The following is a 26,271-nucleotide window of genomic DNA, read 5'->3' on the forward strand; positions in this document are numbered from 1 at the left end:
TGGCGTAAGACGTAATGTGAAATCAAGCAATTAGCGGGCTGCGGGTTGCAGCTTGGCCGGCAAATGGAATGAGATCTGGCTACATAAAATCAGAGGCTATTCCCCTACTAAAAGTACTGCTTTCACCACGCTGTGGTTATTAACCCGGCAAAAGCAGTCTTACCGAAAATAATGCGCCCCTATGCAGGCGACAACCGGGAGGTTGACGACTATGCGAGAAGACTCGGGGCCAACGGTTTAATCCGGCCATAGAGGTTATTTTGCCCGCAGTTCTGACAATAATGCAAAAATAACGAGTAAGTTAAGATGAAAAGAATGTTGATTAACGCAACTCAGCAAGAAGAGTTGCGCGTTGCTCTTGTAGATGGACAGCGGCTTTACGATCTGGATATTGAAAGTCCTGGACACGAGCAGAAAAAAGCCAATATTTACAAAGGTAAAATCACCCGCATAGAGCCAAGCCTTGAAGCAGCGTTTGTTGATTATGGTGCGGAAAGACATGGTTTTCTCCCTCTCAAAGAAATCGCCCGCGAATACTTCCCCAGCAATTATTCCTCTCATGGCCGTCCAAACATCAAAGATGTTCTGCGCGAAGGTCAGGAAGTTATTGTTCAGGTAGATAAAGAAGAACGTGGTAACAAAGGTGCAGCGCTGACGACTTTCATCAGCCTGGCCGGCAGCTATTTAGTGTTAATGCCTAATAATCCGCGCGCTGGGGGTATTTCCCGCCGGATTGAAGGCGATGACCGTACCGAACTGAAAGAAGCCCTCTCTTCACTGCAACTCCCTGACGGCATGGGCCTCATCGTGCGTACCGCCGGTGTAGGTAAATCCGCAGAGGCCCTGCAGTGGGACCTGAGCTTCCGCCTGAAACACTGGGATGCCATCAAGAAAGCCGCTGAAGGCCGCCCTGCTCCATTCCTGATCCACCAGGAAAGCAACGTGATTGTCCGCGCATTCCGCGACTATCTGCGTCCTGACATCGGCGAAATCCTGATCGACAACCCAAAGGTTCTCGAACTGGCGAAAGAGCACATTGCAGCACTGGGTCGTCCTGACTTCAGCAGCAAAATCAAGCCATACGTGGGCGAAATTCCGCTGTTCAGTCACTACCAGATTGAATCGCAGATTGAATCTGCCTTCCAGCGTGAAGTTCGTCTGCCTTCCGGCGGTTCAATCGTTATCGACACCACCGAAGCACTGACCGCTATCGACATCAACTCCGCACGTGCAACACGCGGGGGTGACATCGAAGAAACGGCGTTCAACACCAACCTTGAAGCAGCCGACGAAATTGCCCGTCAGCTGCGTCTGCGTGACCTCGGTGGCCTGATCGTTATCGACTACATCGATATGACCCCGGTTCGCCACCAGCGTGAAGTTGAAAACCGCCTGCGTGATGCTGTTCGCCAAGACCGTGCACGTATCCAGATTGGCCGTATTTCTCGTTTCGGTTTGCTGGAAATGTCGCGTCAGCGCCTCAGCCCGTCACTCGGTGAGTCTACGCACCACGTTTGCCCACGCTGTAGCGGTACCGGGACCATTCGTGACAACGAGTCGCTTTCACTGTCTATTCTTCGTTTGATCGAAGAAGAGGCGCTGAAAGAAAACACCAAAGAAGTTCACGCTATCGTGCCAGTGCCGATTGCCTCTTACCTGCTTAACGAAAAACGTGAGTCGGTGAATGCCATCGAGAAGCGTCAAGGCGGCGTGCGTGCGGTTATCGTGCCAAACGACCAGATGCATACCCCGCACTACCACGTAATGCGTGTGCGTAAGGGCGAAGAGTCTTCAACGCTGAGCTACCTGTTGCCTCAGCTGCATGAAGCCGAAATGCTGCAACCTTCCGAGGACCCACCTTCAGAGCGCAAGCGTCCTGAGCAGCCTGCTCTGGCGACCTTTGCTCTGCCGGTAGAAGCACCTCCTGCTTACGAGCAGCCAGTGGCAGCACCGCAGCCTGTACAAACTCGCACCACGGCGGTTAACACGGCTCCTGTGGCAGCGGCTCCTGCGGCAAAAACCGGCTTTATGGGCAAACTGCTTGGCGGCCTGAAGAATCTGTTCGGTTCAACGCCAGAGCCTGAAGCTAAACCGGCTGTGGTTGAAGAAGTTAAAGCACAGCCAGAAGCTACCGAGACTGAAAATCGTCGTAACAACGATCGTCGTAATCAACGCCGTCAGGGCACCCGTCGCAATGGTGAACGCGGCGAGCGCAATGAGCGTAGCGGTGAACGTGGCGAGCGTAACGGTGAACGTAATAATCGTAATGAACGCAGCGATCGTAACGAACGTTCTGACCGCACCGAAGGTCGCACCGACCGTACCGAGCGCAATGACCGCAACGAAAGCCGCAGCGAGCCGCGTGAAGAGAATCGTCGTAACCGTCGTAATCAAGAGCCTGTTGCGGTTGAAGCCGCTGCTCAGGACGTTGAAAACGTCGTTAACCGCGAAGAACAGCAGCAGCCTCGTCGCGAACGTGGCGATCGCTCACGCCGTCGCAATGAAGACAAACGCAAAAATCAGCCGGAAGATAAAGCGGCTGAAAACATCGTCGTGGAAGAAGTTGCCGCAGCGCCAGCACAGGTTGCCGCCGTTGAAGACCAGGACGAGCGCATGCCGTCTCAGCGTCGCCAGCGTCGTCAACTGACCCAGAAGATTCGTTTCGAGTCTGAAGTGGATCAGGACGTTGAAGATGCAGCACAGATGCTTATCACCGGTGTTAAACCGGCCGAGCGTCCAGCTGAACCTAAAGCGGCCGAACCGGCACTGAATGATGCAGCGAACGACGTGGACTCCGAAGATGCGCAGGGTGACAACACCCGTGAAAACGGTATGCCACGCCGCTCTCGTCGTTCTCCTCGCCACCTGCGCGTCAGCGGTCAACGCCGTCGTCGCTACCGCGATGAGCGTTACCCGACTCAGTCCCCAATGCCATTGGCCGGTGCATTCGTGTCGCCAGAAATGGCTTCAGGCAAAGTGTGGATCTCCTATCCTGTCGTTCAAGCTGTCGATGCCGTTCAGAACGTTGAGCAGGAAGCAGCGGCAGCGGACGTTGCCGTCCAGGCCGCAGTATTGACCGAGCAGGTTGTTATCGCCCAGGAAAATACCCCAGCGCCTGCACAAGTGACCCCGGTTGCCGAAGTGAAGCCGACGCCGGTAGAATCTGCGCCAGCCGTTGAAACTCACGTTCCGACCTCTACCCTGACGTTTGCAGAAGCGCAGGAAGTGATCGAGCAAGAAGTCGAAGCGACTAAGGCCTTCGTTGCCGCTGAACCCCACGTCGTAGAACCGACGACCCTCGAAGCGACCGATGCAGAAGTCCCTGCACCGACGCCAACCGAGCCAGTGGTTGTTGAACCTGCCGCCGTGGAAGCCGCCGCCGAAGAGCCTGCCGTTGTTGAGCCAGCAAGGTCTGAGCCTGTTGCAACCGCAGAGGCAGAAGTCGTCAAGCCAGCCGCAGTAGAACCGGTTGCCGAACCTGTCGTAGAATCTGCGAAAGTTGAAGAAGCGCCGGTTGAAGCTGTTAAACCGCAGGTTGAAGACGCGGTTAAACTCGAAGTTGCAGGTATTGAAGCGACAGAAGCTCAGGCTCCTGCTATTGAGATTCCGGCAGCGCCAGCCTCTGTTGCACCGGTTCCAGCGTCAACCGCAGACGACCAGCCACGCTTTAAGCATCACGCCAGTGCGCCGATGACTAAAGCCCCTGCTGCCGCCTACGTTGCAGAGCCAGCACGCTTCAGCGATTGGGTTCGCCCGGCATACGATTTCGAAGGTAAAGGGTCTGCCGGTGGCCACGCCGCCGCCAGCACCTCGACGGCACCGGCTACCAAGCCGGAAATGCCGCAGTAATATCGCGTTATCGTTAACACTAAAAACCCGCCAATGGCGGGTTTTTTTATGTCTGAGGATTGCCGTTGACAGATCAGGCAAACAGTTTCAGTTTCTTGATTTCAATCTTCTCGAGTTTGCCTTCAATCTGGCTCACAAAGTGTTTGAAGTGCGCGCTCTGCTCGTGCTGAGCAATGGCCTCATCGGAGCGCCAGCGCTCATAGAAAACGAAATTGTTTGGGTTATCAATCTCTCGATGCAAATCGTACTGTAGGCACCCGAGCTCTTCGCGGCTGGCGCTGACGACGGCCAGCAGTGCGGTGGTAACCTCTTCAATAAATTCCGGTTTAACGGTCAGTGGGGCAACGATTCTGATTTCCATAGTTTCAACTCCTGTATGATAAATTTAGCTTCTTAGCGCGTAGCGAAGTGCAAGACTTCTAATAATTGAGGACCACTATGCTCCCCGGCCCCTACTGATTTCAATGTTAGCTTAACAAACTGATGCATCCTTAGCAGTTTGCGCTTATCCTTGTACCCCGCCGATAATGCTCCCATTACTGCACCTGTTTTGAACGTCCTGTCTCTCAATGCCGGAGTTTTGTAACATGACCGCAACACCGCAAGTTTTGAAAATACGCCGCCCAGATGACTGGCATATCCACCTGCGTGACGACGCTGTGCTGAATACGGTTCTGCCGTATACCAGTGAAGTTTTTGGTCGCGCGATAGTGATGCCAAACCTGACGCCGCCGATCACCACCGTCGACGCCGCTATTGCCTATCGCACTCGCATCGAAGCCGCTATTCCTGCCGGTCACGCGTTTACTCCACTCCTGACCTGCTACCTGACCGATTCCCTGGACCCGAACGAAGTTTCTCGTGGTTTCGAGGAAGGCGTATTTACCGCCGCGAAACTTTACCCAGCCAATGCCACCACTAACTCCAGCCACGGCGTGACCAACGTCAAAGGGATTTATCCGGTGCTGGAACGCATGCAGAAGATTGGCATGCCTCTGCTTATTCACGGCGAAGTGACCCATGCAGACGTTGACATCTTTGACCGTGAAGCGCGTTTCATCGATGAAGTGATGGATCCTATCCGTCGTCAGTTCCCGCAGCTGAAAGTGGTTTTTGAACACATCACCACCAAAGAAGCCGCGCAGTATGTAAAGGAAGGCAACGAGTTCCTGGGCGCGACCATCACGCCTCAGCACCTGATGTTTAACCGTAACCATATGCTGGTGGGCGGTATACGTCCTCACCTGTTCTGCCTGCCGATTCTGAAGCGTAACGTTCACCAACAGGCGCTGCGTGAAGTTATCGCCAGCGGTAACAAACGTTTCTTCCTGGGCACTGACTCTGCGCCTCACGCCAAGCATCTGAAAGAGTCCAGCTGTGGCTGCGCGGGCTGTTTCAACGCCCCGCTCGCGCTCTCTGCCTATGCGACCGTATTTGAAGAGATGAACGCCCTGCAACACTTTGAAGCCTTCTGCTCTGAGAACGGCCCTAACTTCTACGGCCTGCCGTTGAACGAAGGCACCGTTGAACTGACCCGCACACCCGTGACTCAACCGGAAACCATTCCGCTGGGCAATGATTCGATCGTGCCATTCCTTGCCGGTCAAACGCTTAACTGGAAAGTCACCGCCTGCTAAGCCTCGCGATACTCTTTTAACGGGGAGACTGACCTCTTCCCGTTTTTTATTCGCTCTCTATTGCTCTTCCAAAATTAACTGTATATATTCACAGTATAAATTATACGGAGGGAGTGTTATGCGTATTGAAGTCTGTATCGACAGGACAAAACCTTTGCCGGTTGGCGCTCTAGAAGCGCTATCAGCTGAACTGAGCAAGCGGGTCAATAAACAATTTTCCGAGACGGATAATAGCGTACACGTCCGCTATGCCGGGGCAAACAACCTGTCGGTACTGGGCGGCGCAAAGACCGATAAAGATATTATTGAAGAAATTCTGCAGGAAACCTGGGAGAGTGCCGACGACTGGTTCTCGGCCGAAGGCCAGGATTTCTAACCCTATAAATTAATAACAATCAGGCCGCACAGGCCAGTTAAGACTTTGCCGGGCGTCGCTGTCCGGCTTTTTTATTTGTCCCCTTCCTGAACAAAATGCCTACAAATTGTACTCAAATTTTTTTTTACCTCTAAATAAGGGATTTCTATCGATAAAATCAAATATATGCTTATACTTATATTGCTCACTTGATAATGAGCCGCATTGATCCTCGTTAGTCACTCATGATAGTCACTACAAAATAAGGGGTCTATATGGACAGAAATGATGAAGTTATTCAGACACACCCGCTTGTTGGTTGGGACATTAGTACAGTAGATTCGTACGACGCCATGATGATACGTCTTCATTACCTGTCTTCTAAAGACCAAACGCCAGAGGATGCTCAGGTAGATAGAACCCTATGGTTAACTACCGACGTTGCAAGGCAACTGATCAATATCCTTGAAGCTGGCATAGAAAAGATCGAATCGCACGAGTATGAGTACATTGATCAACGTAAACATTAATCTTCACACCTTAGTCTAAGGCACCTGCGAGCTCTCTCGCGGTGCCTTTTTTAATGCCTGCTTCTGCCTTGCCATCCGCTAGCAAAACTCACTATCATGCCCTGTCCCCTATTTAATTTTTTTGTCGAGGAACCGTCGTCTGATGGATTATGACTTAATTGTGGTTGGCAGTGGTTCAGTGGGCGCTGCCGCAGGTTTTTATGCAACGCGCGCCGGGCTGAAAGTACTGATGATCGACAGCGCCATGCCGCCGCATAAAGAAGGTAGCCACCACGGCGAAACGCGAATTATTCGTCACGCCTATGGCGAAGGTGCCCGCTATGTTCCCCTTGTGCTTCGTGCACAGGCACTGTGGAACGAACTCGCAATGCTGACCGGCGAAGAGATTTTTCGTTCCTGTGGCGTGATCAACATTGGTCCGCAGGGTTCAGAATTTATTGCCAACGTGAAAGCCAGCGCAGTAGAGTTCAACCTTAATACACAGTCTCTGAGCGCTGAACAGATCCGCCATAAATGGCCGCAGCTCAACGTTCCTGAAGGTTATAGCGGCGTTTTCGAACCTGATTCCGGCTACCTTTACTGTGAGAAAGCTATCGAAGGTTACATCAAGCTAGCGCGAGATGCCGGATGTGCCCAGCTGTTTAACTGCCCGGTAGACAGTATTCGCTACGAAGGTGATATGGCTATCGTCAGCACCCTCGACGGTGAATACCGGGCGCGTAAGCTGGCATTGACCGCAGGAACCTGGGTAAAAAAACTGCTGCCAGACCTGCCGATGACGCCAATGCGTAAAGTTTTCGCCTGGCATCAGGCCGACGGGCGCTACAGTGAAGAGAACAACTTTCCGGCGTTTACTGTGGAAACCGAGGCCGGCGATCAGTTTTACGGCTTCCCGGCGGTTAAAGACAGCCTGAAACTCGGCAAGCACAACGGCGGTCAGCCTATCGACTCACCCAAGCAACGCACGCCGTTTGGTGCGGTCGCAGAAGACGGTCCGGAAGTCTTTGGTTTCCTGCGTCAATTCTTACCGGGTGTCGGCGTCTGCCTTTATGGCGCATCATGCACCTATGATGTCACTGTCGACGAAGATTTCATCATTGATAACGTGCCGGGACACGACAATACGTTGGTAATTTCCGGACTCAGCGGCCACGGCTTCAAATTTGCCAGCGCGTTGGGTGAAACCGTATCGTTGTTTGCTCAAGGTCTCGCGCCTAAAGCCGATCTCACGCCGTTCTCCCTGTCACGTTTTAAATAATTATTCACTACAGACGAATTATTCGCCGAAGAGAACGTCGGCGAATAATGTCTCCAAGCTTCGGCATTTCTTTATGAAGTAATTCCCCAATCAATACAAATTAAGATACTCATATCCTTCGTCAATAATCTGTCTCTTTTTTATTCGCAAATTTGACAGCGGCTATTATAAAAACATATCCTCAGCGCTCAGGATCACATGGAGTGGTCGTTATATTTATTTAAAGAATAAAAACAAGGATGTTATTGATGAAAATATTGATTATAGAACCCTGCGGCTTTATGCGCCTCGGGATGCTTTCTGTTCTCGCGGACCATAAAGATATTAACGTCACTGGCGTTGAAAATATTGAAGAGGGATTAATTCAGGCCGAGAAGATTAAGCCAAATATAATATTGGTGAATATGACCAGCCACTGCCACTGTACGGAAACCGACAGCGTGGTCAGCAATTTCCTGAGACTAAGGGTAACGAGCAAGATCTATTGCTATCTGGATGCCAATTACCCCGATCACGATGAACCCATCATGATTGCCGAAAACTTCCTGATCCTTCGAAAACATCAGGTTAATGCCATACTGAACAAAATTATCTCTCATACTTTGTCAAAGACCCCCGCCACGCTGTGTACACAGCCTTTCTCCATCTTCAGCGATCAGGAAGTCCTGGTGATCGGCGACTGGATGGCAGAGATGCCCAACTATCGGATAGCCAGAAAACTCAATATCAGCGACAGAACGGTGTATGTCCACAAACGCCACATCACGCAAAAGATTAAGGTCAGAAATCGTCTTGAATTTTGCTTCGTATATAATCTCATCAAATATTTCCACTGGCCAATGAACCCCCTTGCGCTGCGCCCATTAAGCCGAAAAATTAAAGCCGATATTATGACACTGATGCGTTGAATATTAAGAAGACCGGCAGTCCAGTTATTTATATATTCTTAACGAAACACTTTTTTATGCAGAAAAAAAGAGGCCACCTTATCGGTAGCCTCTTATTAAATTTCATCTAACTTATTGTGATCGCCAGATGATTATGACGTTGGGGTATTATTTCCCAGATTTGCCTTTTCTTCTTCACGTTTCTTTTTACGCAAATGCAGTTTCTTAAGTAGCTTTTTCGCTTCTTCTTTAGTTTCAACCGCGGGTGCCGAACCAATCAGAGGCTTACGCGCCGTCTCTTTCAACGAGAACACGGTAATAGCGCCAATCAACGCCGCACCCATCAGATAGTAAGCAGGAACCATAACATTGCCGGTTTCTGATACCAACCATGAGGTCACCAGCGGTGTCGTACCACCAAACAGTGAAACCGAAATGTTAAAGCCAATTGCCAATGCGCTGTAACGCGTGTTGGTGGTAAACAGTGCTGGCAACGCCGCAGGCATGGTGCCTGAGAAGAAGGTATGCAGAATACCCAGGAGCATCAGACCACAGAACACACCCACCATTCCGCCATGACCAATCAACATCAGCGAAGGAATAGACAGAACAATCAAACCAATGGCACCGGCCAGCAGCACAGGTTTACGACCCAGACGGTCATTCCAGAAGCCCAGAACCAGCGTCAGTGGCATCATGATAAACATTACCACCATGATAAGCATCAGGCCGCTCAACTCGCTCAGACCCAGTACGCTAGTCAGATAGCTCGGCATATAAGAGGTCAGCATGTAGTTTGACACGTTGAACAGCAGCACCAGACCAATACACTGAAGCATCGGGCGCCAGTATTTACGCAGCATCTCGAACAGTGTTTGTTGAGGTTTGTTGTGCTCGATCTCTTCCTGCTTCTCCATGTGTTTCTGGAACGCAGGGGTCTCTTCAAGTTTCAAACGAATATACAGACCAAACAGACCTAACGGCGCGGCGATGAAGAACGGGATGCGCCAGCCCCAGGCAAGCAGCTGATCGTTAGACATATAGGCCGTCAGACCAGTCACCAGACCCGCCCCCAGCAGATACCCCCCGAAGGTACCGAACTCCAGCCAGCTGCCCATAAAGCCACGGCGTTTATCCGTTGAATATTCAGCAATGAAGGTCGCAGCGCCGCCATACTCACCACCGGTCGAGAATCCCTGCACCAGTCGTGCCACCAGCAGCAATATAGGTGCAGCGATACCGATACTTGAGTAACCCGGTATCAGGCCGATACTAAAAGTACCGGCCGCCATCATGATCATGGTAAAGGCCAGTACCTTCTGACGACCGATTTTGTCGCCCAGCGGACCAAACACCATGCCGCCCAAAGGACGAACCAGGAAGGCCGCGGCGAAGGTCGCGAAGGTCGCGATAAGCTGTGCCGATGCACTGCCGCTTGGGAAGAAGACGTGCCCAATGGTCACCGCAAGGAAGCTGTACACCCCGAAGTCGAACCACTCCATGGCGTTACCTAATGCCGCAGCGCCCACTGCGCGGTTCAGCATTTTTCTGTCTACAATGGTGATATCGTCGAGCGTCAGCTCGGGCTTGTTGCGCTTACGCCAGAATTTGATGTGCGAAGTATGAGATTCTGTTGAATCTTTCATAAAATTACCTCAGATGTTGCCTAAATTATTATCAGTGCAGCACCATAGCTTTCGCTTCCCTGGTAGATTGGTCTGCTCATTCCTGATGAACAAACATGATGCGAGAGCTATGCAGCTGCGTTTATTATTCACTTTTTTTTATGCCATTTACGGCATTAAAATTCGTGCCACTATTAATAATAAAACGCTTATTTACTTATCTTTAACCTATACAAGATTTTGTTCTTGGTCAAGTTTACTGTATATACCGACATGTGATTGGGGTGTAAACCCAGGATGAAAATACAAAACAAATATCAATAACTCACTGATATAAATAAACAATAAAAACAATGTCTGCACACGCTTATGTCACTTTATGCTTTACTTACAGTCAAGTATAGAACAGCAAAATTCAGGTCTTAAAAAAAATTCATCCTGACAAAAAAATGACATTTCCCTGATTTTTTCGGCAGATAAAAACACTACCTCGATAGGTTTGATGAGGAGAAAATTTCGCTTATGTCAGCGATGATTGTTGGCAAAAGATAAGCAACAACGCAGGTATTAAAATGGAGCTAATAGCGTGGACATCAGGAAGATGATAAGGGGATATATCAGAAAGGCTAAGCCTGCGGCACAAGGCCAGCAGGCTTAAGGTCAAACCTCGTTAATCACTCTTGAGAGGCTGAGTCCTTTGGTTCGGGAATGTGCATGGTAGTCTGCAATAATCCTTTGGATTTATTGAAGATTTTGTTGCCATTCTCACGACCGGCTCGCAGTGCGCGCTGCTGCTCAGGCGGCAGCTTGAGCTCAGTTTGGCAGATTTCGCTACAGCAACCGTCAAACTTAGCGGCGCAGGCCGGGCATTGGATGAACAGCAAATGACAGCCGTCATTCAGGCAATTGGTGTGATTGTCACATTCAGCACCGCACTGATGGCAGTTGGCAATCACGTCATCGGAGATGCGTTCGCCCATGCGCTCATCGAAGACGAAGTTTTTGCCTTTGAACTTCACCGGCAAGCCCTGCTCTTTCGCACGGCGCGCGTATTCGATAATCCCGCCTTCGACGTGATAAACATTTTTAAAACCGTTATGCAGCATATAGGCGCTGGCCTTTTCACAGCGGATACCGCCGGTACAATACATAACAATTTTCTTTTCTTTATCTTCCTTCAGCATATCGACGGCCATTGGCAGCTGATCGCGGAAGGTATCGGAAGGAATTTCGATCGCGTTGTCAAAGTGACCCACTTCGTATTCGTAGTGGTTACGCATGTCGACAAACAGGGTGTCGGGATCGTCAATCATCGCGTTGACCTGTTCCGCCTTGAGGTATTCACCCACGTTGGAAGGGTCAAAGGTTTCATCATCAATACCGTCGGCCACAATGCGCTCACGCACTTTGAAACGCAGTACCCAGAATGATTTACCGTCGTCTTCAAGCGCGATATTCAGACGAATATTGTTGAACGCGGGATGACACTCAAACAAATGCTGTTTAAAAGCTTCAAACTGGCTTTGTGGAACGCTTATCTGCGCATTGATGCCTTCTTTAGCCACATAAATGCGGCCAAAAACATTTAATTTAACCAGTTCAAGGTAGAGCCGATCGCGAAATGCTTTAGGATCATCGAGATGGAAGTATTTATAAAAAGAAACTGTGGTACGCGGCTCGGTTTCAGCCAGCATGCGCGCCTTCAGTTCCTCGTTAGAAATTCGGTTATGTAACACTGGCATGGTGTACTTTCCTGTCTTTCGTTGAGGCTATTCTAAGCAGAGTAAAAATAAAACCGCGCTATCATACATGAAACAGCTATCAGGATTAAAGCTTCGGTTAACGCCGGTTTCGCGCATACTACATTAACCTAATCTTACTCGAGGCAACTATGAGCAAGCTATTTGAGAGCATCACGCTGGGTTCACTGACGCTGGAAAACCGCATCGTCATTGCCCCTATGTGCCAGTATTCAGCAGAACACGGTAAGGCCACCTCGTGGCATCACGCCCATCTCGGTCAACTTTCGTTTTCCGGCGCGGGCCTGCTTATTCTCGAAGCCACTGCCGTTGAGGCCGTGGGCCGTATCTCTCCCCAGGATCTTGGCCTGTGGAACGATGAAACTGAAGAGGCGCTGGCGAGCCTGGTGACCTCTTTGCGAGACAACAGCGATATGCCGCTGGGTATTCAGCTCGGCCACGCCGGGCGCAAAGCTTCCTGCTACGCGCCATGGGAAGGCGGAAATCAAATCAGCGCCAAGCTGGGCGGCTGGCAGACTGTTGCCCCTTCTGCAGTAGGCTTCGCCGAGAGCGACGCTGCCCCAGAAGCGATGTCACTGGAAAGAATCGAGCAGTTCAAAAAGGCCTTCGTCGAGAGCGCCAAACGCGCGAATAAGCTGGGCTTTGACCTTATTGAACTGCACGGCGCGCACGGTTATCTGCTGCACCAGTTCCTCTCACCGCTTTCCAACAAACGCACCGACCAATACGGGGGTTCTCTGGAAAACCGCGTACGTCTGCTGCTGGAAATCTATCAGGAAGTGCGTAAGGTCTTCTCCAATGACAAACCGATTGGCGTGCGTATTTCTGCCAGCGACTGGGTTGAGGGCGGTTGGGACATCGAGCAGTCTATCGAGCTGGCAAAAGCGTTAGAAAAACTGGGCTGCGCCTACATCCACGTTTCCAGCGGTGGGCTGTCAACCCAGCAGAAGATTCCGGTGGGTCCGAACTATCAGGTGCCTTTCGCAGAAAGCATCAAGAAGGCCGTCAATATCCCGGTGATCGCCGTCGGTTTAATCACCGAAGCCGAACAGGCAGAAGCCATTATCGGCACCGGTCAGGCAGACATGATAGCTCTGGCACGTGGGATCCTCTATGACCCACGTTGGCCTTGGCATGCGGCGGCCAAACTGGGGGCCAAGGTAAGCGCGCCTAAACAGTACTGGCGCAGCGAACCTCACAGCGTTAAGGGTCTGTTCAACGCCAAATAAGATTTTGGTTAATCGAGGGACGCCATCGCGATGGCGTCCCTTTTAGTCACGATGGCGTCTCTCCCTTCGCTAAATCTGCCCTGTTACACTTTTATTACTGGTTAACATGCCAACAGAATTGACAAAGTCGGGTTCTCTATCAATATTCAATTCGCTAGTATCAGCGAGCTAAACCCCATTTGTTTAATGCGACTAAATCATCTGCTGTTCAGAAAAAATTAAGACTTCAAGCATAAAATTCAGACGTTTTAAGGAGATATCAGGGCTTAATCCTTCATAAATGAGGTTTTAATGCCGTCTTTTTTCACCTTGGTTAAAAAAAGTGTCACAATAAACGACTTTGTTTAGGAAATTTTATCCCCTGTAATCATGCCAATTTACTTAAGCAGGCGATTTCCTTAACTAGCGGCTAGCAGACTGTATCCCGTTATTAGGTCGTAGAATCTCTGGGATTCCTATTACCTGATACCGTCTGGACAGAGCTTATATTTTCCTACTTCAAAACTATGACGCAGAGATTTTATGACTCAGGTACCCACCTTTAACCGTTCGTTGTTGCATCCCCGTTACTGGCCTACCTGGATTGGTCTGGGACTGTTGTATTTACTGGTACTTTTGCCTTATCCACTGATTTATAAAATGGGATGTGGGATTGGCCGTTTTTCGATGCGTTTTGTAAAACGCCGCAGCTGTATCGCCCAGCGCAACCTCGAGTTGTGCTTCCCTGATATGCCGCAAAGCCAGCGCGACCAACTGGTGGTGAAAAACTTCGAATCCGTGGGTATGGGCCTGTTTGAGACCGGCATGGCCTGGTTCTGGCCGGACTGGCGCATCGAGCGCTGGTTTAAGGTCAGCGGGCTTGAGCACATCCAAAAGGCCCGTGATAACCAGCAGGGCGTACTGCTTATCGGCGTACACTTCCTGACACTTGAGCTTGGCGCACGCATCTTCGGGATCCATAACCCCGGCATCGGCGTTTATCGTCCGCACGACAACAAGCTGATGGATTGGGTACAAACCAAGGGCCGCATGCGCTCCAACAAAGCGATGCTGGATCGCAAAGATCTGAAAGGAATGATTCGTAGCCTGAAGCAGGGCGACATCATCTGGTATGCGCCTGACCACGACTATGGTCCGCGCGCCAGCGTGTTTGTGCCATTCTTCGCGGTGGACAAAGCGGCAACCACGACAGGCACCTATCTGTTGGCCCGCATGGGTAAACCGGCGATTATCCCTTTCACTCCGCGTCGTTTGCCGGGTGGAAAAGGCTACGAGCTGCTGCTGCATCCAGCGGTGGAAAACTTCCCACTGGAGGACGAAGTTGTCGCAGCAACCTACATGAATAAAGTCGTGGAAAACGAGATAAAACTCGCGCCAGAGCAGTACATGTGGCTGCACCGTCGCTTCAAGACGCGCCCCGAAGGCGAGCCTTCACTGTATTAATTAATTTTCATAATCTATCTCCACTCTCTGGCATCACTCTTGATGCCAGAGAGCAAACCTCTTCAACCAACCTGATTTGTTTAAACAGTTTTTTTGAAAGACTCCATCAATCTTATCTGATTTCCTCGTGCCGTAATTCAGCGAATACTTAAGCATAATTTCCAACCGTGATTAATTCCCTACGCTTTCTTCACGGCTAACCACTACGTTAATTATCTTAAGGACATTGCTATGTTGGCTAAATTAAACGCTTCTTTTACTCGCGTTACCGATCACCCTGATTTTGGTAAGCTATTGTTGAGACTAACTTTTGGCATCCTTATTCTGTTCCACGGCGTGGCAAAGATGGAAAATGGCGTAGGCTGGATTGCCAAAATGCTTGAAGCGCACGGTCTGCCGGGCTTCATTGCCTACGGTGCCTACATCGGTGAAGTGATTGCGCCCGTCCTGATCATTTTGGGCATTTTCACCCGTCCCGCAGCGCTGGTGATGTCTTTCAATCTGGTTATTGCCGTTCTGCTCGTGGTGGGTGGTAAGTTCTTTACCGTGACAGAGGTGGGTGCATGGGGCCTGGAAGGTGAAGCAATGTATTTCTTCGGCGGTCTGGTGATTATGTTCCTCGGCAGCGGTCGTTATTCCGTGGTCAGCAACCCCGCTCTGCGTTAATCAGAACCTTAAAAGTTGGGCGGCATACTCCCGCCGCCCGGCTATTTTCTCCGCAATTTGTCCCTACCTTTCAACGCTTGTGCTGCGGTTAATTCCTTTCTACGTTCTTATTTAATTTTTCGTAATAAGTCTGCAACATGATTGAAGTGGGTAATAATTCGGCGCATAATTATCGAGCTAATTCATTATTGTTGCGCTCTGTTTCGCCCTCTTCACAGAGTAAATGGACCTCACTCATTGGTAATTTATGACTTCGGCACCTGCATCGGATAAAGCACCAGAACCCATTAATTGGAAACGCAATCTGTTCGTTGCCTGGATCGGCTGTTTTCTTACCGGTGCGGCATTCAGCCTTATCATGCCCTTCCTTCCCCTTTATATAGAAACACTCGGCGTTACCGGCCATGAGTCTCTCAACATGTGGTCAGGCCTGGTGTTTAGCATCACCTTCCTGTTTTCTGCCATTGCCTCCCCCTTCTGGGGCGGATTAGCCGACCGCAAAGGCCGAAAAATCATGCTGCTGCGTTCTGCCCTCGGTATGGCTATCGTGATGGTGCTGATGGGAATGGCGCAAAATATCTGGCAGTTTCTGGTACTGCGTGCACTGCTTGGTCTGCTTGGCGGCTTTGTGCCTAACGCGAATGCCTTAATTGCCACTCAGATCCCACGCAATAAAAGCGGCTGGGCGCTGGGTACGCTATCGACAGGCGCGGTGAGTGGCGCACTGATTGGCCCGCTGGTCGGCGGAATCCTTGCTGACACCTACGGACTGCGCCCGGTGTTCTTTATTACCGCCAGCGTGCTGTTTGTCTGCTTCCTCATGACGCTGTATATGATTCGCGAACAGTTTGTGCCGATCAACAAGAAAGACATGCTCAACAGAAAGCAGGTCTTTGCTTCGCTAAAAGATCCCAAACTGGTGCTGTGCCTGTTTATTACCACCATGATTATTCAGATTGCCACCGGCTCCATCGCCCCAATTTTGACGCTCTACGTGCGAGAACTCGCAGGCAATACCCAGAATCTGGCATTCATCAGCGGCATGATTGCTTCCGTACCGGGCGTGGCGGCACTGATAAGCGCGCCCAGACTGGGTAAGTTGGGTGACAGAATTGGTCCGGAAAGGATACTGGTCGCCATGCTGGCGATGTCTGTGCTGCTGCTGATTCCTATGGCGTTTGTGCATAATCCACTGCAACTGGGCATTCTCAGATTTTTACTGGGCGCCTGTGATGGTGCGCTGCTTCCCGCCGTGCAAACACTGCTTATCTATAACTGTACCAACCAGGTGGCAGGACGCGTATTTAGCTATAACCAGTCGTTTCGTGACGTAGGGAATGTGACGGGACCCTTGCTGGGCGCATCGGTGTCGGCAGGCTATGGTTTCCGCGCAGTATTCTGCGTGACGGCCTGCGTGGTGTTGTTTAATGCCTGTTACTCATACTGGAGTTTACAGCGCCGCCCGAGTCAGGCAACGGTCGAATAAACCGCCTTTCCCTTTGCGAAACGGCGCTGAATCAATGCCGGTTATTTTCCGTTATTGCTCTGCGGGTCGCGTGGACCATGCTCGTGACGCGGGAAGTCAGGAACTTCAACCACGGAAACACGCACTTCATAGTGTTTGCCTGCGGTCGCGGCCGGAATAACGCCGTTCAGCTTCTGCAGCGTGTCAGTCGGGTTATCGCTGGCAACGGACGCACAGAACAGTTCACCGCCGTGGCAGAATCCGTGCATTGGCGGAGGCGGCATCATCATTCCCATCGGCGGGAAGTGTGGCATACCTTCACCGTGGAATGGCGGTTCGTCCTGAGGTTGAGTCATCGGCGCGCCCTGAGGGGCTTTATCAGTTGACTCGGCAGCCTGACTGCCAACGCTGATTAACGCGGCGATACCACAAAGTGGAAGTAAGAGAGTGCGGGTAGAAATTTTCATAGCAACGGCCTTTTCTATGGAGTTCCCGCTTACTTTGAGCCAAGAAAATCGGCGAAGAAACCCTGTTTGCTAAACCTTTACCCTACCGCACCATGCCCTTTGCAAAGCTGAATTTGCGTTGACAATTACGACGATAAATTCGCCATTATTCTCCCTAAAATCAATTGGCAAAACCCTCTTTGGGATATAGGGTATAGGAAAGGTCTAATTAAAGGAAAAATAAAGGATTATGGCTACTGAAAATGGGTTGCATGAAATCACCCTGCGCGGCGATACGGTCACCTTAATCCCACTGCGTGCCGAACACGCGCAAGATCTATTGAAGGCTGCCGCCGACGGTGAACTGTGGAATCTATGGTATACCTCTGTCCCCAATGAAGAGCGGATCGACGCCTATATTACCACTGCACTGAATGAGCAACGGGCGGGCGTCTCTCTGCCATTTGCGGTGGTGCTCAACGCCACGCGGCAGATAGTTGGTACCACGCGCTTCTGCCGGGCCGATGTTCAACACCGTCGCGTTGAGATTGGCTTTACCTGGTATGCGAAGAGCGTGCAAAAAACAGCGGTGAACACCGAATGCAAATATCTTCTGCTTAAGCACGCTTTTGAAGATCTGAAAGCTATCGCAGTCGAATTCAGAACGCACTGGCATAACCAGACTTCCAGAGCCGCTATCGCCCGTCTTGGCGCCAAACAGGACGGCGTACTGCGTAACATGCAGCAAGACGCCGACGGAAGCTACCGCGATACGGTTATTTTCTCCATCATCGACAGCGAATGGCCGACGGTGAAAAAAAGCCTGAGCTACAAGATGAGCCAGAACAGGAAATAACCCGTGAACCTTATTTCCCTTAACGACCTACAGCCTGCCGATGTTCATGCCATTTGGGCGCTTGCCGAAAGCCCGATGGCAGCGCTAACCAAGCGGGCAGCCTGGTCATTTGAAGGAAACGGTATCAGAACGCGAACCACCTTTATTCAGGCCTTTAAAGAACTCGGCATCGCTTATATCGAGCTGCCGAATTTGCTAAAAACCGGCGAAAGGGTTGAGGATTTGGCCGGGTATCTTGACGCCTTTTACGACATTTATGTGATACGTGAATCTAATCATCAGCGGCTTGCCCAGTTTGCCGAGAAGTCATCCAGGCCCGTTATCAATGCTATGTCCAGTCTGGGGCATCCTTGTGAGGTGTTGACCGATGCCTATTGGATAAACAAAACCCTCGGCGCTATCCAGGACCTGCATATTTGCCTATGGGGCCCAACGACCAACGTTTTTCGCAGCTGGCATCAGCTTGCTGTGCTGATGGGTCTTCAGGTCACTCACGTTTGCGGGAAAGAACTTCACGATGGCACTCCCGGCGTAAATTTCACTGACCTGGCTAAGGTGACCGCCGACGTGGTTATCACTGACGGCTGGCCGAAAGACAGCGGGCGACCGACGTCTCTTACGACCTCACACCTGCAAAGCATGGGCACCCCGCTGCTGCTGCCTACCCCACCCTTTACCCTCGGCCAGGAGCTGGATTTCGATCCTTTAGGCTATCCTCGCTTTGCCGGTTATGAACAGAAATCGTGGCTACTGCCGGTGCAAAAAGCGATTGTTGCCCACATCTTAACCAAGTAATTCAACATGCTGCACCCAGAGTTTTCAAATTTAAACTTTTTTACATCCAAAGCCCTTTCCCTGCTGAATCTTCAACTATCCTTTCCTAAAACCACCGCAATCTGGGCAAAGGAGGAAATATGTCACTGTATGCAACGCTGGAAGAGGCTGTAGATGCAGCACGCGAAGAGTTTCTGGAGAAAATCGCTGAAACCTCATCAGATGATGAGTCACCTTCCGTCAGCCAGTTTACTCTGCAGAAATACATCATGCAGGACGGAGACGCCATGTGGGAGGCCGAGTTTTCCGCAGAGGAAGGCGAGGAAACCGAAGGCCTGAGCTTTCTGAGCGGTGAGGCGGCGCAGGCGATTTTTGATGACGACTTCGACAAGCAAGAGTTGCTAGAAGAGTGGCAGGACGAAAATACGCTGTACGAGTGGGATGAAGGTGAATATCTGCTTGAGCCTCCGCTAGACACGGAAGAGGGTGCCGCCGCAGCCGAAGAATGGGATGACGAAGACGAGTTCCCGGGACGCGAAGACTAATTCTTTTTCGGAGTGATGTGTCAGGCGCAGACAGCCTGATGCTTACTTGTAGGGACCGTGGCGGGCATCAATGGGCAGCATAAAAGTGTCGACTATCATTGAAAGCGGCACATCGATGACAGTAACGTAACGCCACGGCCCGTCTCTCAGGTCCCACTGTACCCCAGGGTAATACTGATTTTCATGGCCCTGTCCCGGCACCGTGCGGCTAATAATACTGCCGCAGCCCGAGAGGGTTGCCATTGCGATACCCACCACTGCCGTTCTTACGAGTAAACCTTTATTCACGCCGAACCTACCCCTTTTAAGCCCTTTCAGCGGTAAAGTTTACCACAGCCTCCCCGGTCAACCGCGTTAAGCTAACGTAAAATAGGCCTTTTCCTTACTCTCACTTAACCGCATCAAACGCTATAAAATGCTGTGTAATCATCACGTATATGAATTGTTTATTGTGTTTATATTATGATGACCCGAAGGGTTTTATGCGAACAAAATAAGATGGCGAAAACTTACTGATTATTATCATAAGGTTACGCAATTATTGGTCACTGGTCATACAAGGAAAGTGCATGGCACTAGAATTCATTTCTGTTTTGTTTTTTATCGCCTCGGTTATCGTTTGCATGCTCAAGGCGAAACGAAACTCATTTTGGATTACTCTCACGCTGTTGCTCTCGGCGCTCTTCCTGCTGCTGAGTGCCATTTGGATTGCCAGTAATTACTTTACCGGTGAAGGTGTTAACGACGAGGTGATCTTTACTATCACCAGTAGCCTAACCGGTGTCGGCGTCGGAAAATATGTGCTGCCTGCACTCGGGCTTTTCGCCTTTATTTTGCTGATTTTTGCCCTGCTGTCCTGGCTGATTTTACGTAACAAGAACACCAACAGAAAAATTAGCTATAACTTTGCGGCACTCTTTCTGTCGCTGCTGGCCATTGCTACCGCCCCCGCCACGGCTCAACTTTATCGCCTGACCTCAACACAGTATGGTGATGATAAATCGGACTTTGCCGATAATTACCGCGACGCCAACAAGACGATTAACGGCAGCAAACCGAACCTGGTCTACATCTTTGGTGAGAGTCTGGAACGCACCTATTTTGATAACAATGTTTTCCCGGATCTGGTGCCGGAACTGGGTGCTATTAAGAAAGAATCGATAGATTTCAGTAATACTATTCAGATCCCTGGTGCAGAAAACACGATTTCCGGCATGGTTTCGGCACTGTGTGGGATCCCCCTCTTCGCGCCTTTTGACAACAATGCCTCAAGCTCGCTTTCAACTTTTTATCCACGCAGCATCTGTCTTGGTGACGTGTTAAAAGCTTCGGGCTACACAAACTATTTCTATCAGGGCGCCAATCTGGCCTTCGCCGGTAAAGAGCTTCTGCTCTCATCCCACGGTATTGACCACCTCTATGGTTACGAAGAACTGAAGCCTTACGTCAAAGATCCCAACTATAAAAATGAGTGGGGCTGGTATGACGACACCACGCTCGACTTCGTTTACAACAAGTTTGTCGAACTGTCTAAAGAGGGCAAACCTTTCTCGCTGTTTGCATTAACCGTCGATACTCACCACCCTGACGGCTATATCGATGCAACCTGTAATAGAAAGGACTATTTGTATAATAATAAGCGCAATCAGTCATTAAGCGCCGTTGCCTGTAGTCAGGAGCAGGTCGCGAAGCTGATTAACAAAATCAAAGCGTCACCGTATTTCAAGAATACGGTCATCGTGGTGTCGTCTGACCATCTGGCAATGAACAATACCGCCTACTCGATTCTCACCAGGCAGGACCGACGAGACCTGTTCTTTATTCTGCGTGGCACCGGTGAAAATAATCAGGTCATCGACCAGAAGAGAACCACTATGGACAACGGTGCTACGGTGCTCGACGTGCTTGGCGGCAGTAACTTTATCGGGTTGGGCCGCAGCAGCCTGTCGAGTGAGTCGCTGGCCAACAACTACCGCGACATCCGCAAGCATACTCTGCGCTGGAAGCAGGCTATCATCAAAATGTGGGACTTCCCGAAAACCATTAGCGACTTCGCGTTGAATACCGACAGCAAAATGCTGACCTTCTCGGGCGTATCGTTCAAATTCCCGCTGATTTTGCGGGTGAATGACGGCAGAATCGACCCGATGTTTGACGTTTACCTGTCAGACTCGCTTGAGAAACAGCTCTCACAGCTGGATCCTAACGAGAAATTCGTGTGGGTCGATAGCTGTAGCAAGATGGGCAATATCTGGGACCCAAGCCTGCAAAAGGTGAATAACGTCTGCGTGGCAACCGGTAGCCTGAACACCAAACCCCACATTGTCGAGGCCGACCGTGACCTCTATCGAGGCAAAGTGGTGTTCGACGGACTGCCTAAGCTTGACGAGGATACCTATCACACCACCGTCGAGAAGCTGAGCGCCGTTAAAGACGTTGCTGCGGCACAGTAAATCGCGAACATAAAAAAGGGCAGCCTGCGGGCTGCCCTTTTTATTTATTTTCTCAGACGGTTACGCCGTTTTTGCTTCCAGAGTTTGCGTCTCAGGGAAGGCCTGAACGTTGCGCGGCAGCTCAGCGTAATACGCTTTCCACTCGTGCAAGTCTGGGTTGGTCCACACCGCCGAATGCAGACGCGCCAGGATAACCGGGTCGCTTAGCAGCATCAGGCGATCGGCCTTACCAAGATTCTTCGGACCGCTTTGCAGGGCTTTCTCAAGCATTTGCTGACGACCATTTTCAATCGACTGGCGCAGCAGGTGACGAGAAGTCGCCATACCGGTTGCCAATGCGTTGAAGGTCGGGTTAAACACGGCGTGCATAAAGCCGTTTTTCAGCATACGTTCGCGGTTCAGCTTCAGATACTCTTCCGTTGCTACCAGCTCACGCGGCGGGTCGTACTCTTCCGGGATCAGGAACAGTTTCGCCGCCTTGCTCTTCATCCCCAGCGTCGCACGGCTAGAAAGCACAGAAACGATCGGCGAGAGGATCAGTGAGAAGACGATTGGTGCCAACCACCACAGGAAACGCAGGTCAAGCCATGCCATACCGCTGGCCCAGACCACGCCAAGTGCCAGCTGTGAACCGTGACGGCGGAACGCTTCACCCCAAGGGGTATCGTCATCGTCACGCTGCGGAGAGTTCCATACCACTTCCCAACCGAGGAACGCGCTGACCACGAACACGGTGTGGAACAGCATACGTACCGGCGCAAGCAGCACGGAGAACAGCATCTCCAGCAGCATCGACACCAGCAGGCGCAGCCCACCGCCGTACTGTTTCGCGCCTTTGGCCCAAATCAGCACCACGCTAAGAAGCTTAGGCAGGAACAGCAGCACCATGGTCGTTGAGAACAGCGCAATCGCCAGCTCAGGACGCCACTGCGGCCACACTGGGAACAGCTGCCGCGGCTGTAGGAAGTACTGCGGTTCCATCAGCGTATGCACCACCTGTAGGGCCGTTGAAAGCGCCAGGAACATAAACCACAGCGGTGCCGACAGATAAGACATAACACCGGTCAGGAACACGGCACGGTGAACAGGGTGCATGCCCTTAACCAGGAACAGACGGAAGTTCATCAGGTTACCGTGACACCAGCGACGGTCGCGTTTCAACTCGTCGAGCAGGTTCGGCGGCAGCTCTTCGTAGCTTCCCGGCAGATCATAGGCAATCCACACGCCCCAGCCAGCACGACGCATCAACGCAGCTTCTACGAAGTCGTGCGACAGAATCGAACCGGCAAAAGAGCCCTCGCCCGGCAGCGGTGCCAGCGCACAGTGCTCAATGAACGGCTTGACGCGGATAATCGCGTTGTGGCCCCAGTAGTGGGACTCACCCAACTGCCAGAAGTGCAGACCGGCGGTGAACAGCGGACCATAAACGCGAGTCGCAAACTGCTGGCAGCGCGCATACAGCGTATCCATGCCCGACGCTTTTGGCGCAGACTGGATGATACCGGCGTTCGGGTTGGCGTCCATCAAGCGCGCCAGACCGGTGAGGCACTCACCGCTCATCACGCTGTCGGCGTCGAGAATAACCATATAGGCATATTCCCCACCCCAACGGCGACACCAGTCATCGATGTTGCCGCTTTTACGCTTCACGCGACGACGGCGGCGGCGATAGAAAATACGACCATGACCGTCTACGTCGCGGCACACTTCCATCCAGGCCTTTTGCTCCGCCACGCAGATATCCGGATCGTAGCTGTCGCTCAATACGTAGATATCGAACTGATCCAGATCGCCGGTGGCTTTGACAGATTCGTAGGTCGCACGCAAACCGGCAAACACCCGCTCAACGTCTTCATTACAAATCGGCATGATAAGCGCGGTACGATTTTTCGGGTTCAGCGGCTCGTTGCCGGTGGTTGAGGCGGTAATACTGTATTTATCGCGCCCAATCATCAGCTGCAGGAAGCCCATTAGCGCAGTCCAGAAACCGGCCGAGACCCAACAGAACAGGATGGCAAACAGCACCAGGATCCCTGTCTGCAACACGTAAGGCAGCAGCTGCAGCACCGATTGCAGCAGATCCTGATTCAGCATGTCGGAAGGGTCGATCAGCGCCCAGCCCTGATAAGGCAGAATGGTTTTCATATACCAGGTGGCAATGGCGGTTTGCACCAGCATCAGTGCCAGCAGGATATAACGACGAATAGAGCCAGCGGCACGCCATCTCTTCTCAGACTCGGGCATTTGAGAAGAGGTGTAGCGGCGCGCAATGGCGGTACGGCCCATCAGTGAATCCCAGAAACGGCCTACCGGGTTGGTACGCCAAATCTCAGGGAACATGCTGGAACGCTTGACCGGTGGCATGGCTTTCACCACGTCGCGACCTTCATTATCTTTGGCAGATAATGTGCCGTGCTCCTCGGCGTCAGGCCAGGCGTCAGCGACACGTGCCTTTACCGAAATCAGCGGAGCCTGTGGGTCAACCACGTCGTTTGACGTCGAAGTATCACCGCCCAGACGGTGATGCAGAGACGTGAAGGCTACGTCCTCAGCAGCCGGAAGCTGCTGAGTAAGATTCCCTTTCTGAGTCTCAGTCAGGGGCAATGCCTCTACGTACTCTTGGATAGAATGCGTTTTTTTATTCATTGGCAGGTAACTGATTGCTCCAGGTTTCGCTCAACGTTTTGTCGCCATTGACCAAAGCAGCGCGCATTTCAACGGGCTTCTTAGGATCCTTCACTTTCAGGCGCAGCGTTAAACGCCATCCTTTGGTGACTGAATTATAGCGGACAGAGTTCTCAAGCAGATCGGCGTTGTCGCCCATGCTGACCTGAGACGCAACCGGGGTATCCGGTTTAAGAGACTTAAGCGCAGGACCAACGAAATCAACAATGTAAGCGATGCTGCCGTCTTGCTCACGCACCAGATTAGACTGCTTCACGTCACCGGCTGAACGCAGGGTCTGAGAAACCCATGAGGAGTCAGGTGAGTGCAGCTTGTCTTCATCACGCGTGAAGTGCAGACGATAGCTGATATCGATTGGCGTTCCGGTTGCCGGCAGCTGATCCGGCGTCCAGAAGGCAACGATGTTGTCATTGGTTTCGTCGGCTGTCGGGATCTCGACCAGCTCAACCTTGCCTTTACCCCAGTCGCCTTTCGGCTCTACCCAGGCGCTTGGACGCAGGTCGTAGCGATCGTCGAGATCTTCGTATTGATGGAAATTACGGCCACGCTGTAGCAGACCGAAACCTTTCGGGTTTTCCATGGTGAACTGGCTAACCGACAGGTGCTTAGGATTATTCAGCGGACGCCAGATCCACTCACCGTTACCGGCGTGGATAGACAGACCGTCTGAGTCATGCAGAGCAGGACGGTAGTTCATGACCGTTGAAGGCTGGTTTGGCCCAAACAGGAACATGCTGGTCAGTGGCGCCAGTCCCAGTTTGCCCACTTTGTCACGCAGGTAAACTTTCGCCTGCACGTCTACGCTGGCTTCTTTGCCTGGATAAACGTCGAGACGGTAGGCTCCGGTGGCGCGCGGTGAATCGAGCAGCGCATAAATGATCAGATGCTTCTCGTCAGGATTAGGACGTTCAATCCAGAATTCGCGGAAACGCGGGAACTCTTCGCCTGAAGAAAGCGCAGTATCGATAGCCAAACCGCGCGCGGACAGGCCATAAACCTGACCTTTGCCGATCAGACGGAAGTAGCTCGCCCCCAGCACGCTCATAATTTCATCATCTTTATCTGCTTTATTGATCGGATAAAGAACTTTGAAACCGGCGAAACCGAGGTTTTTGACGGAGTCGGCATCGTGTTTTACGTTACCGAAATTAAAGTAGTCCGGGCTGTATTTGATCTCTTTGACACTGTTCGCGGTCACTTCATTAATTTTAACCGGTGTGTCGAAGTACATTCCCTGGTGATAAAACTCAAGCTTGAAAGGCGTGTTCAGATTATTCCAATACGCTTTGTCGTGATTGAATTGTATTTGTTGGTAGTCCGCAAATTTCATGTCGCGGAATTGAGATGGCAGATTACTTTTTGGTGCTTCGTAACCTTTATCAGCGAGCGCTTTAGCTTGCTTGGCAACATCATCAATTGAAAAAGCCCATGCGGATGAAGTGAACAAGGTCATCAACACAGCGGCACTAAGCAAACGGACTTTAGTCATATCTGGCCCTTTGGAAAAATTTTTACCCGGCACGTCCCCTCCTTTAAATGTGCTCAACTCATTAGTCCATTTTAAGGAATAGTCGGAAATCCGACAACATGAGGGTGATGTGTTCATCACATTGATGAACCGTTTAAGCACATAGCGGTACAAGGATATCAATTCGGAGAAAGTCCCGCTATGGAAAGTTGTCTGAGTCTATAGTAGGGTTGCGGCCCGCTGCTCTTGTCGCTTTACAAAAAGCAGACAGTTCTTATCCGAGAGAAATCCGATGGGAATTTTGGCAGTGGAAGGTAGGAAAATTTGCTAAAATGGATCT

Annotated in this window: 21 protein-coding genes; 14 read left to right on the plus strand and 7 right to left on the minus strand. The window is 51.2% G+C overall.

Annotated features, from left to right (window positions below; genetic code table 11):
* Window positions 1–306 precede the first annotated feature (306 nt).
* The gene (gene rne, locus O1V65_RS11515; RefSeq protein ID WP_269130497.1) at window positions 307–3,849 is read left to right on the plus strand and encodes a ribonuclease E; all 3,543 of its coding nucleotides are present in this window, start codon (window positions 307–309) and stop codon (window positions 3,847–3,849) included.
* Between the two features lie 73 nt (window positions 3,850–3,922).
* Here rne and O1V65_RS11520 read toward each other — a convergent pair whose 3' ends face one another.
* Entirely contained in the window at window positions 3,923–4,210 is a 288-nt protein-coding gene (locus tag O1V65_RS11520; protein WP_017493519.1) for a putative quinol monooxygenase, read from the minus strand.
* 226 nt (window positions 4,211–4,436) lie between these two features.
* On the opposite strand from O1V65_RS11520, the gene pyrC reads away from it, so the two are divergent.
* From pyrC to O1V65_RS11545, 5 genes are all read left to right on the plus strand, one after another.
* Entirely contained in the window at window positions 4,437–5,486 is a 1,050-nt protein-coding gene (pyrC, locus tag O1V65_RS11525; RefSeq protein WP_084912419.1) for a dihydroorotase, read from the plus strand.
* A 118-nt stretch (window positions 5,487–5,604) separates the two neighbouring features.
* Window positions 5,605–5,862 (plus strand): DNA damage-inducible protein I, encoded by a 258-nt coding sequence (gene dinI / locus O1V65_RS11530; protein WP_017493522.1) that lies wholly within the window; start codon window positions 5,605–5,607, stop codon window positions 5,860–5,862.
* Between the two features lie 254 nt (window positions 5,863–6,116).
* Window positions 6,117–6,371, plus strand: a complete 255-nt coding sequence (bssS, locus tag O1V65_RS11535; RefSeq protein ID WP_017493523.1) for a biofilm formation regulator BssS — start codon at window positions 6,117–6,119, stop codon at window positions 6,369–6,371.
* A gap of 142 nt (window positions 6,372–6,513) precedes the next feature.
* Window positions 6,514–7,629, plus strand: a complete 1,116-nt coding sequence (solA, locus tag O1V65_RS11540) for an N-methyl-L-tryptophan oxidase (RefSeq protein ID WP_017493524.1) — start codon at window positions 6,514–6,516, stop codon at window positions 7,627–7,629.
* Between the two features lie 248 nt (window positions 7,630–7,877).
* Complete coding sequence (locus O1V65_RS11545) at window positions 7,878–8,537, plus strand: LuxR C-terminal-related transcriptional regulator (RefSeq protein WP_017493525.1); 660 nt, start codon at window positions 7,878–7,880, stop codon at window positions 8,535–8,537.
* Between the two features lie 131 nt (window positions 8,538–8,668).
* On the opposite strand, the gene proP is transcribed toward O1V65_RS11545, so the two are convergent.
* Window positions 8,669–10,162, minus strand: a complete 1,494-nt coding sequence (gene proP / locus O1V65_RS11550) for a glycine betaine/L-proline transporter ProP (RefSeq protein ID WP_084912418.1) — start codon at window positions 10,160–10,162, stop codon at window positions 8,669–8,671.
* A gap of 653 nt (window positions 10,163–10,815) precedes the next feature.
* On the minus strand, window positions 10,816–11,883 hold the full coding sequence (trhO, locus tag O1V65_RS11555; RefSeq protein ID WP_084912417.1) for an oxygen-dependent tRNA uridine(34) hydroxylase TrhO: 1,068 nt from the start codon (window positions 11,881–11,883) through the stop codon (window positions 10,816–10,818).
* A 149-nt stretch (window positions 11,884–12,032) separates the two neighbouring features.
* Between trhO and O1V65_RS11560 the strand changes: the two genes are divergently transcribed.
* The 4 genes from O1V65_RS11560 (at window position 12,033) to mdtG (ending at window position 16,725) form a co-directional block, all read left to right on the plus strand.
* The gene (locus tag O1V65_RS11560) at window positions 12,033–13,130 is read left to right on the plus strand and encodes an NADH:flavin oxidoreductase/NADH oxidase (RefSeq protein WP_017493528.1); all 1,098 of its coding nucleotides are present in this window, start codon (window positions 12,033–12,035) and stop codon (window positions 13,128–13,130) included.
* Between the two features lie 522 nt (window positions 13,131–13,652).
* Entirely contained in the window at window positions 13,653–14,573 is a 921-nt protein-coding gene (locus tag O1V65_RS11565) for a Kdo(2)-lipid IV(A) acyltransferase (protein WP_017493159.1), read from the plus strand.
* Window positions 14,574–14,804: 231 nt separating this feature from the next.
* On the plus strand, window positions 14,805–15,239 hold the full coding sequence (locus tag O1V65_RS11570; protein ID WP_017493158.1) for a DoxX family protein: 435 nt from the start codon (window positions 14,805–14,807) through the stop codon (window positions 15,237–15,239).
* Window positions 15,240–15,486: 247 nt separating this feature from the next.
* Window positions 15,487–16,725 (plus strand): multidrug efflux MFS transporter MdtG, encoded by a 1,239-nt coding sequence (gene mdtG / locus O1V65_RS11575; RefSeq protein WP_017493157.1) that lies wholly within the window; start codon window positions 15,487–15,489, stop codon window positions 16,723–16,725.
* 41 nt (window positions 16,726–16,766) lie between these two features.
* On the opposite strand, the gene O1V65_RS11580 is transcribed toward mdtG, so the two are convergent.
* Window positions 16,767–17,171 (minus strand): hypothetical protein, encoded by a 405-nt coding sequence (locus O1V65_RS11580; protein WP_017493156.1) that lies wholly within the window; start codon window positions 17,169–17,171, stop codon window positions 16,767–16,769.
* Window positions 17,172–17,400: 229 nt separating this feature from the next.
* On the opposite strand from O1V65_RS11580, the gene O1V65_RS11585 reads away from it, so the two are divergent.
* The 3 genes from O1V65_RS11585 to O1V65_RS11595 all read left to right on the plus strand — a co-directional run bounded on the left by O1V65_RS11585 (window position 17,401) and on the right by O1V65_RS11595 (window position 19,325).
* Window positions 17,401–18,006, plus strand: a complete 606-nt coding sequence (locus tag O1V65_RS11585; RefSeq protein ID WP_269130498.1) for a GNAT family N-acetyltransferase — start codon at window positions 17,401–17,403, stop codon at window positions 18,004–18,006.
* Window positions 18,007–18,009: 3 nt separating this feature from the next.
* Entirely contained in the window at window positions 18,010–18,801 is a 792-nt protein-coding gene (locus O1V65_RS11590; protein ID WP_227952759.1) for an ornithine carbamoyltransferase, read from the plus strand.
* Between the two features lie 119 nt (window positions 18,802–18,920).
* Window positions 18,921–19,325, plus strand: coding sequence for a MysB family protein (locus tag O1V65_RS11595; protein ID WP_017493153.1), 405 nt, complete (start codon window positions 18,921–18,923; stop codon window positions 19,323–19,325).
* A gap of 42 nt (window positions 19,326–19,367) precedes the next feature.
* Here the strand turns inward: O1V65_RS11595 and O1V65_RS11600 are convergent, their stop codons facing one another.
* The gene (locus O1V65_RS11600; protein WP_017493152.1) at window positions 19,368–19,613 is read right to left on the minus strand and encodes a YceK/YidQ family lipoprotein; all 246 of its coding nucleotides are present in this window, start codon (window positions 19,611–19,613) and stop codon (window positions 19,368–19,370) included.
* A gap of 281 nt (window positions 19,614–19,894) precedes the next feature.
* Between O1V65_RS11600 and opgB the strand changes: the two genes are divergently transcribed.
* On the plus strand, window positions 19,895–21,778 hold the full coding sequence (gene opgB, locus O1V65_RS11605; protein WP_017493151.1) for a phosphatidylglycerol--membrane-oligosaccharide glycerophosphotransferase: 1,884 nt from the start codon (window positions 19,895–19,897) through the stop codon (window positions 21,776–21,778).
* 60 nt (window positions 21,779–21,838) lie between these two features.
* On the opposite strand, the gene mdoH is transcribed toward opgB, so the two are convergent.
* Both mdoH and O1V65_RS11615 read right to left on the minus strand, forming a co-directional pair.
* Window positions 21,839–24,424 (minus strand): glucans biosynthesis glucosyltransferase MdoH, encoded by a 2,586-nt coding sequence (gene mdoH / locus O1V65_RS11610; RefSeq protein WP_017493150.1) that lies wholly within the window; start codon window positions 24,422–24,424, stop codon window positions 21,839–21,841.
* Window positions 24,417–25,952 carry a glucan biosynthesis protein G gene (locus O1V65_RS11615; protein WP_026110708.1) on the minus strand — a complete coding sequence of 512 codons (1,536 nt, stop codon included), beginning with the start codon at window positions 25,950–25,952 and terminating at the stop codon, window positions 24,417–24,419. Before O1V65_RS11615 ends, mdoH begins: the two co-directional genes overlap by 8 nt.
* Window positions 25,953–26,271: the final 319 nt, after the last annotated feature.

The organism is Rouxiella badensis, from assembly GCF_026967515.2.
Taxonomy (GTDB): Bacteria; Pseudomonadota; Gammaproteobacteria; order Enterobacterales; family Enterobacteriaceae; genus Rouxiella; species Rouxiella badensis.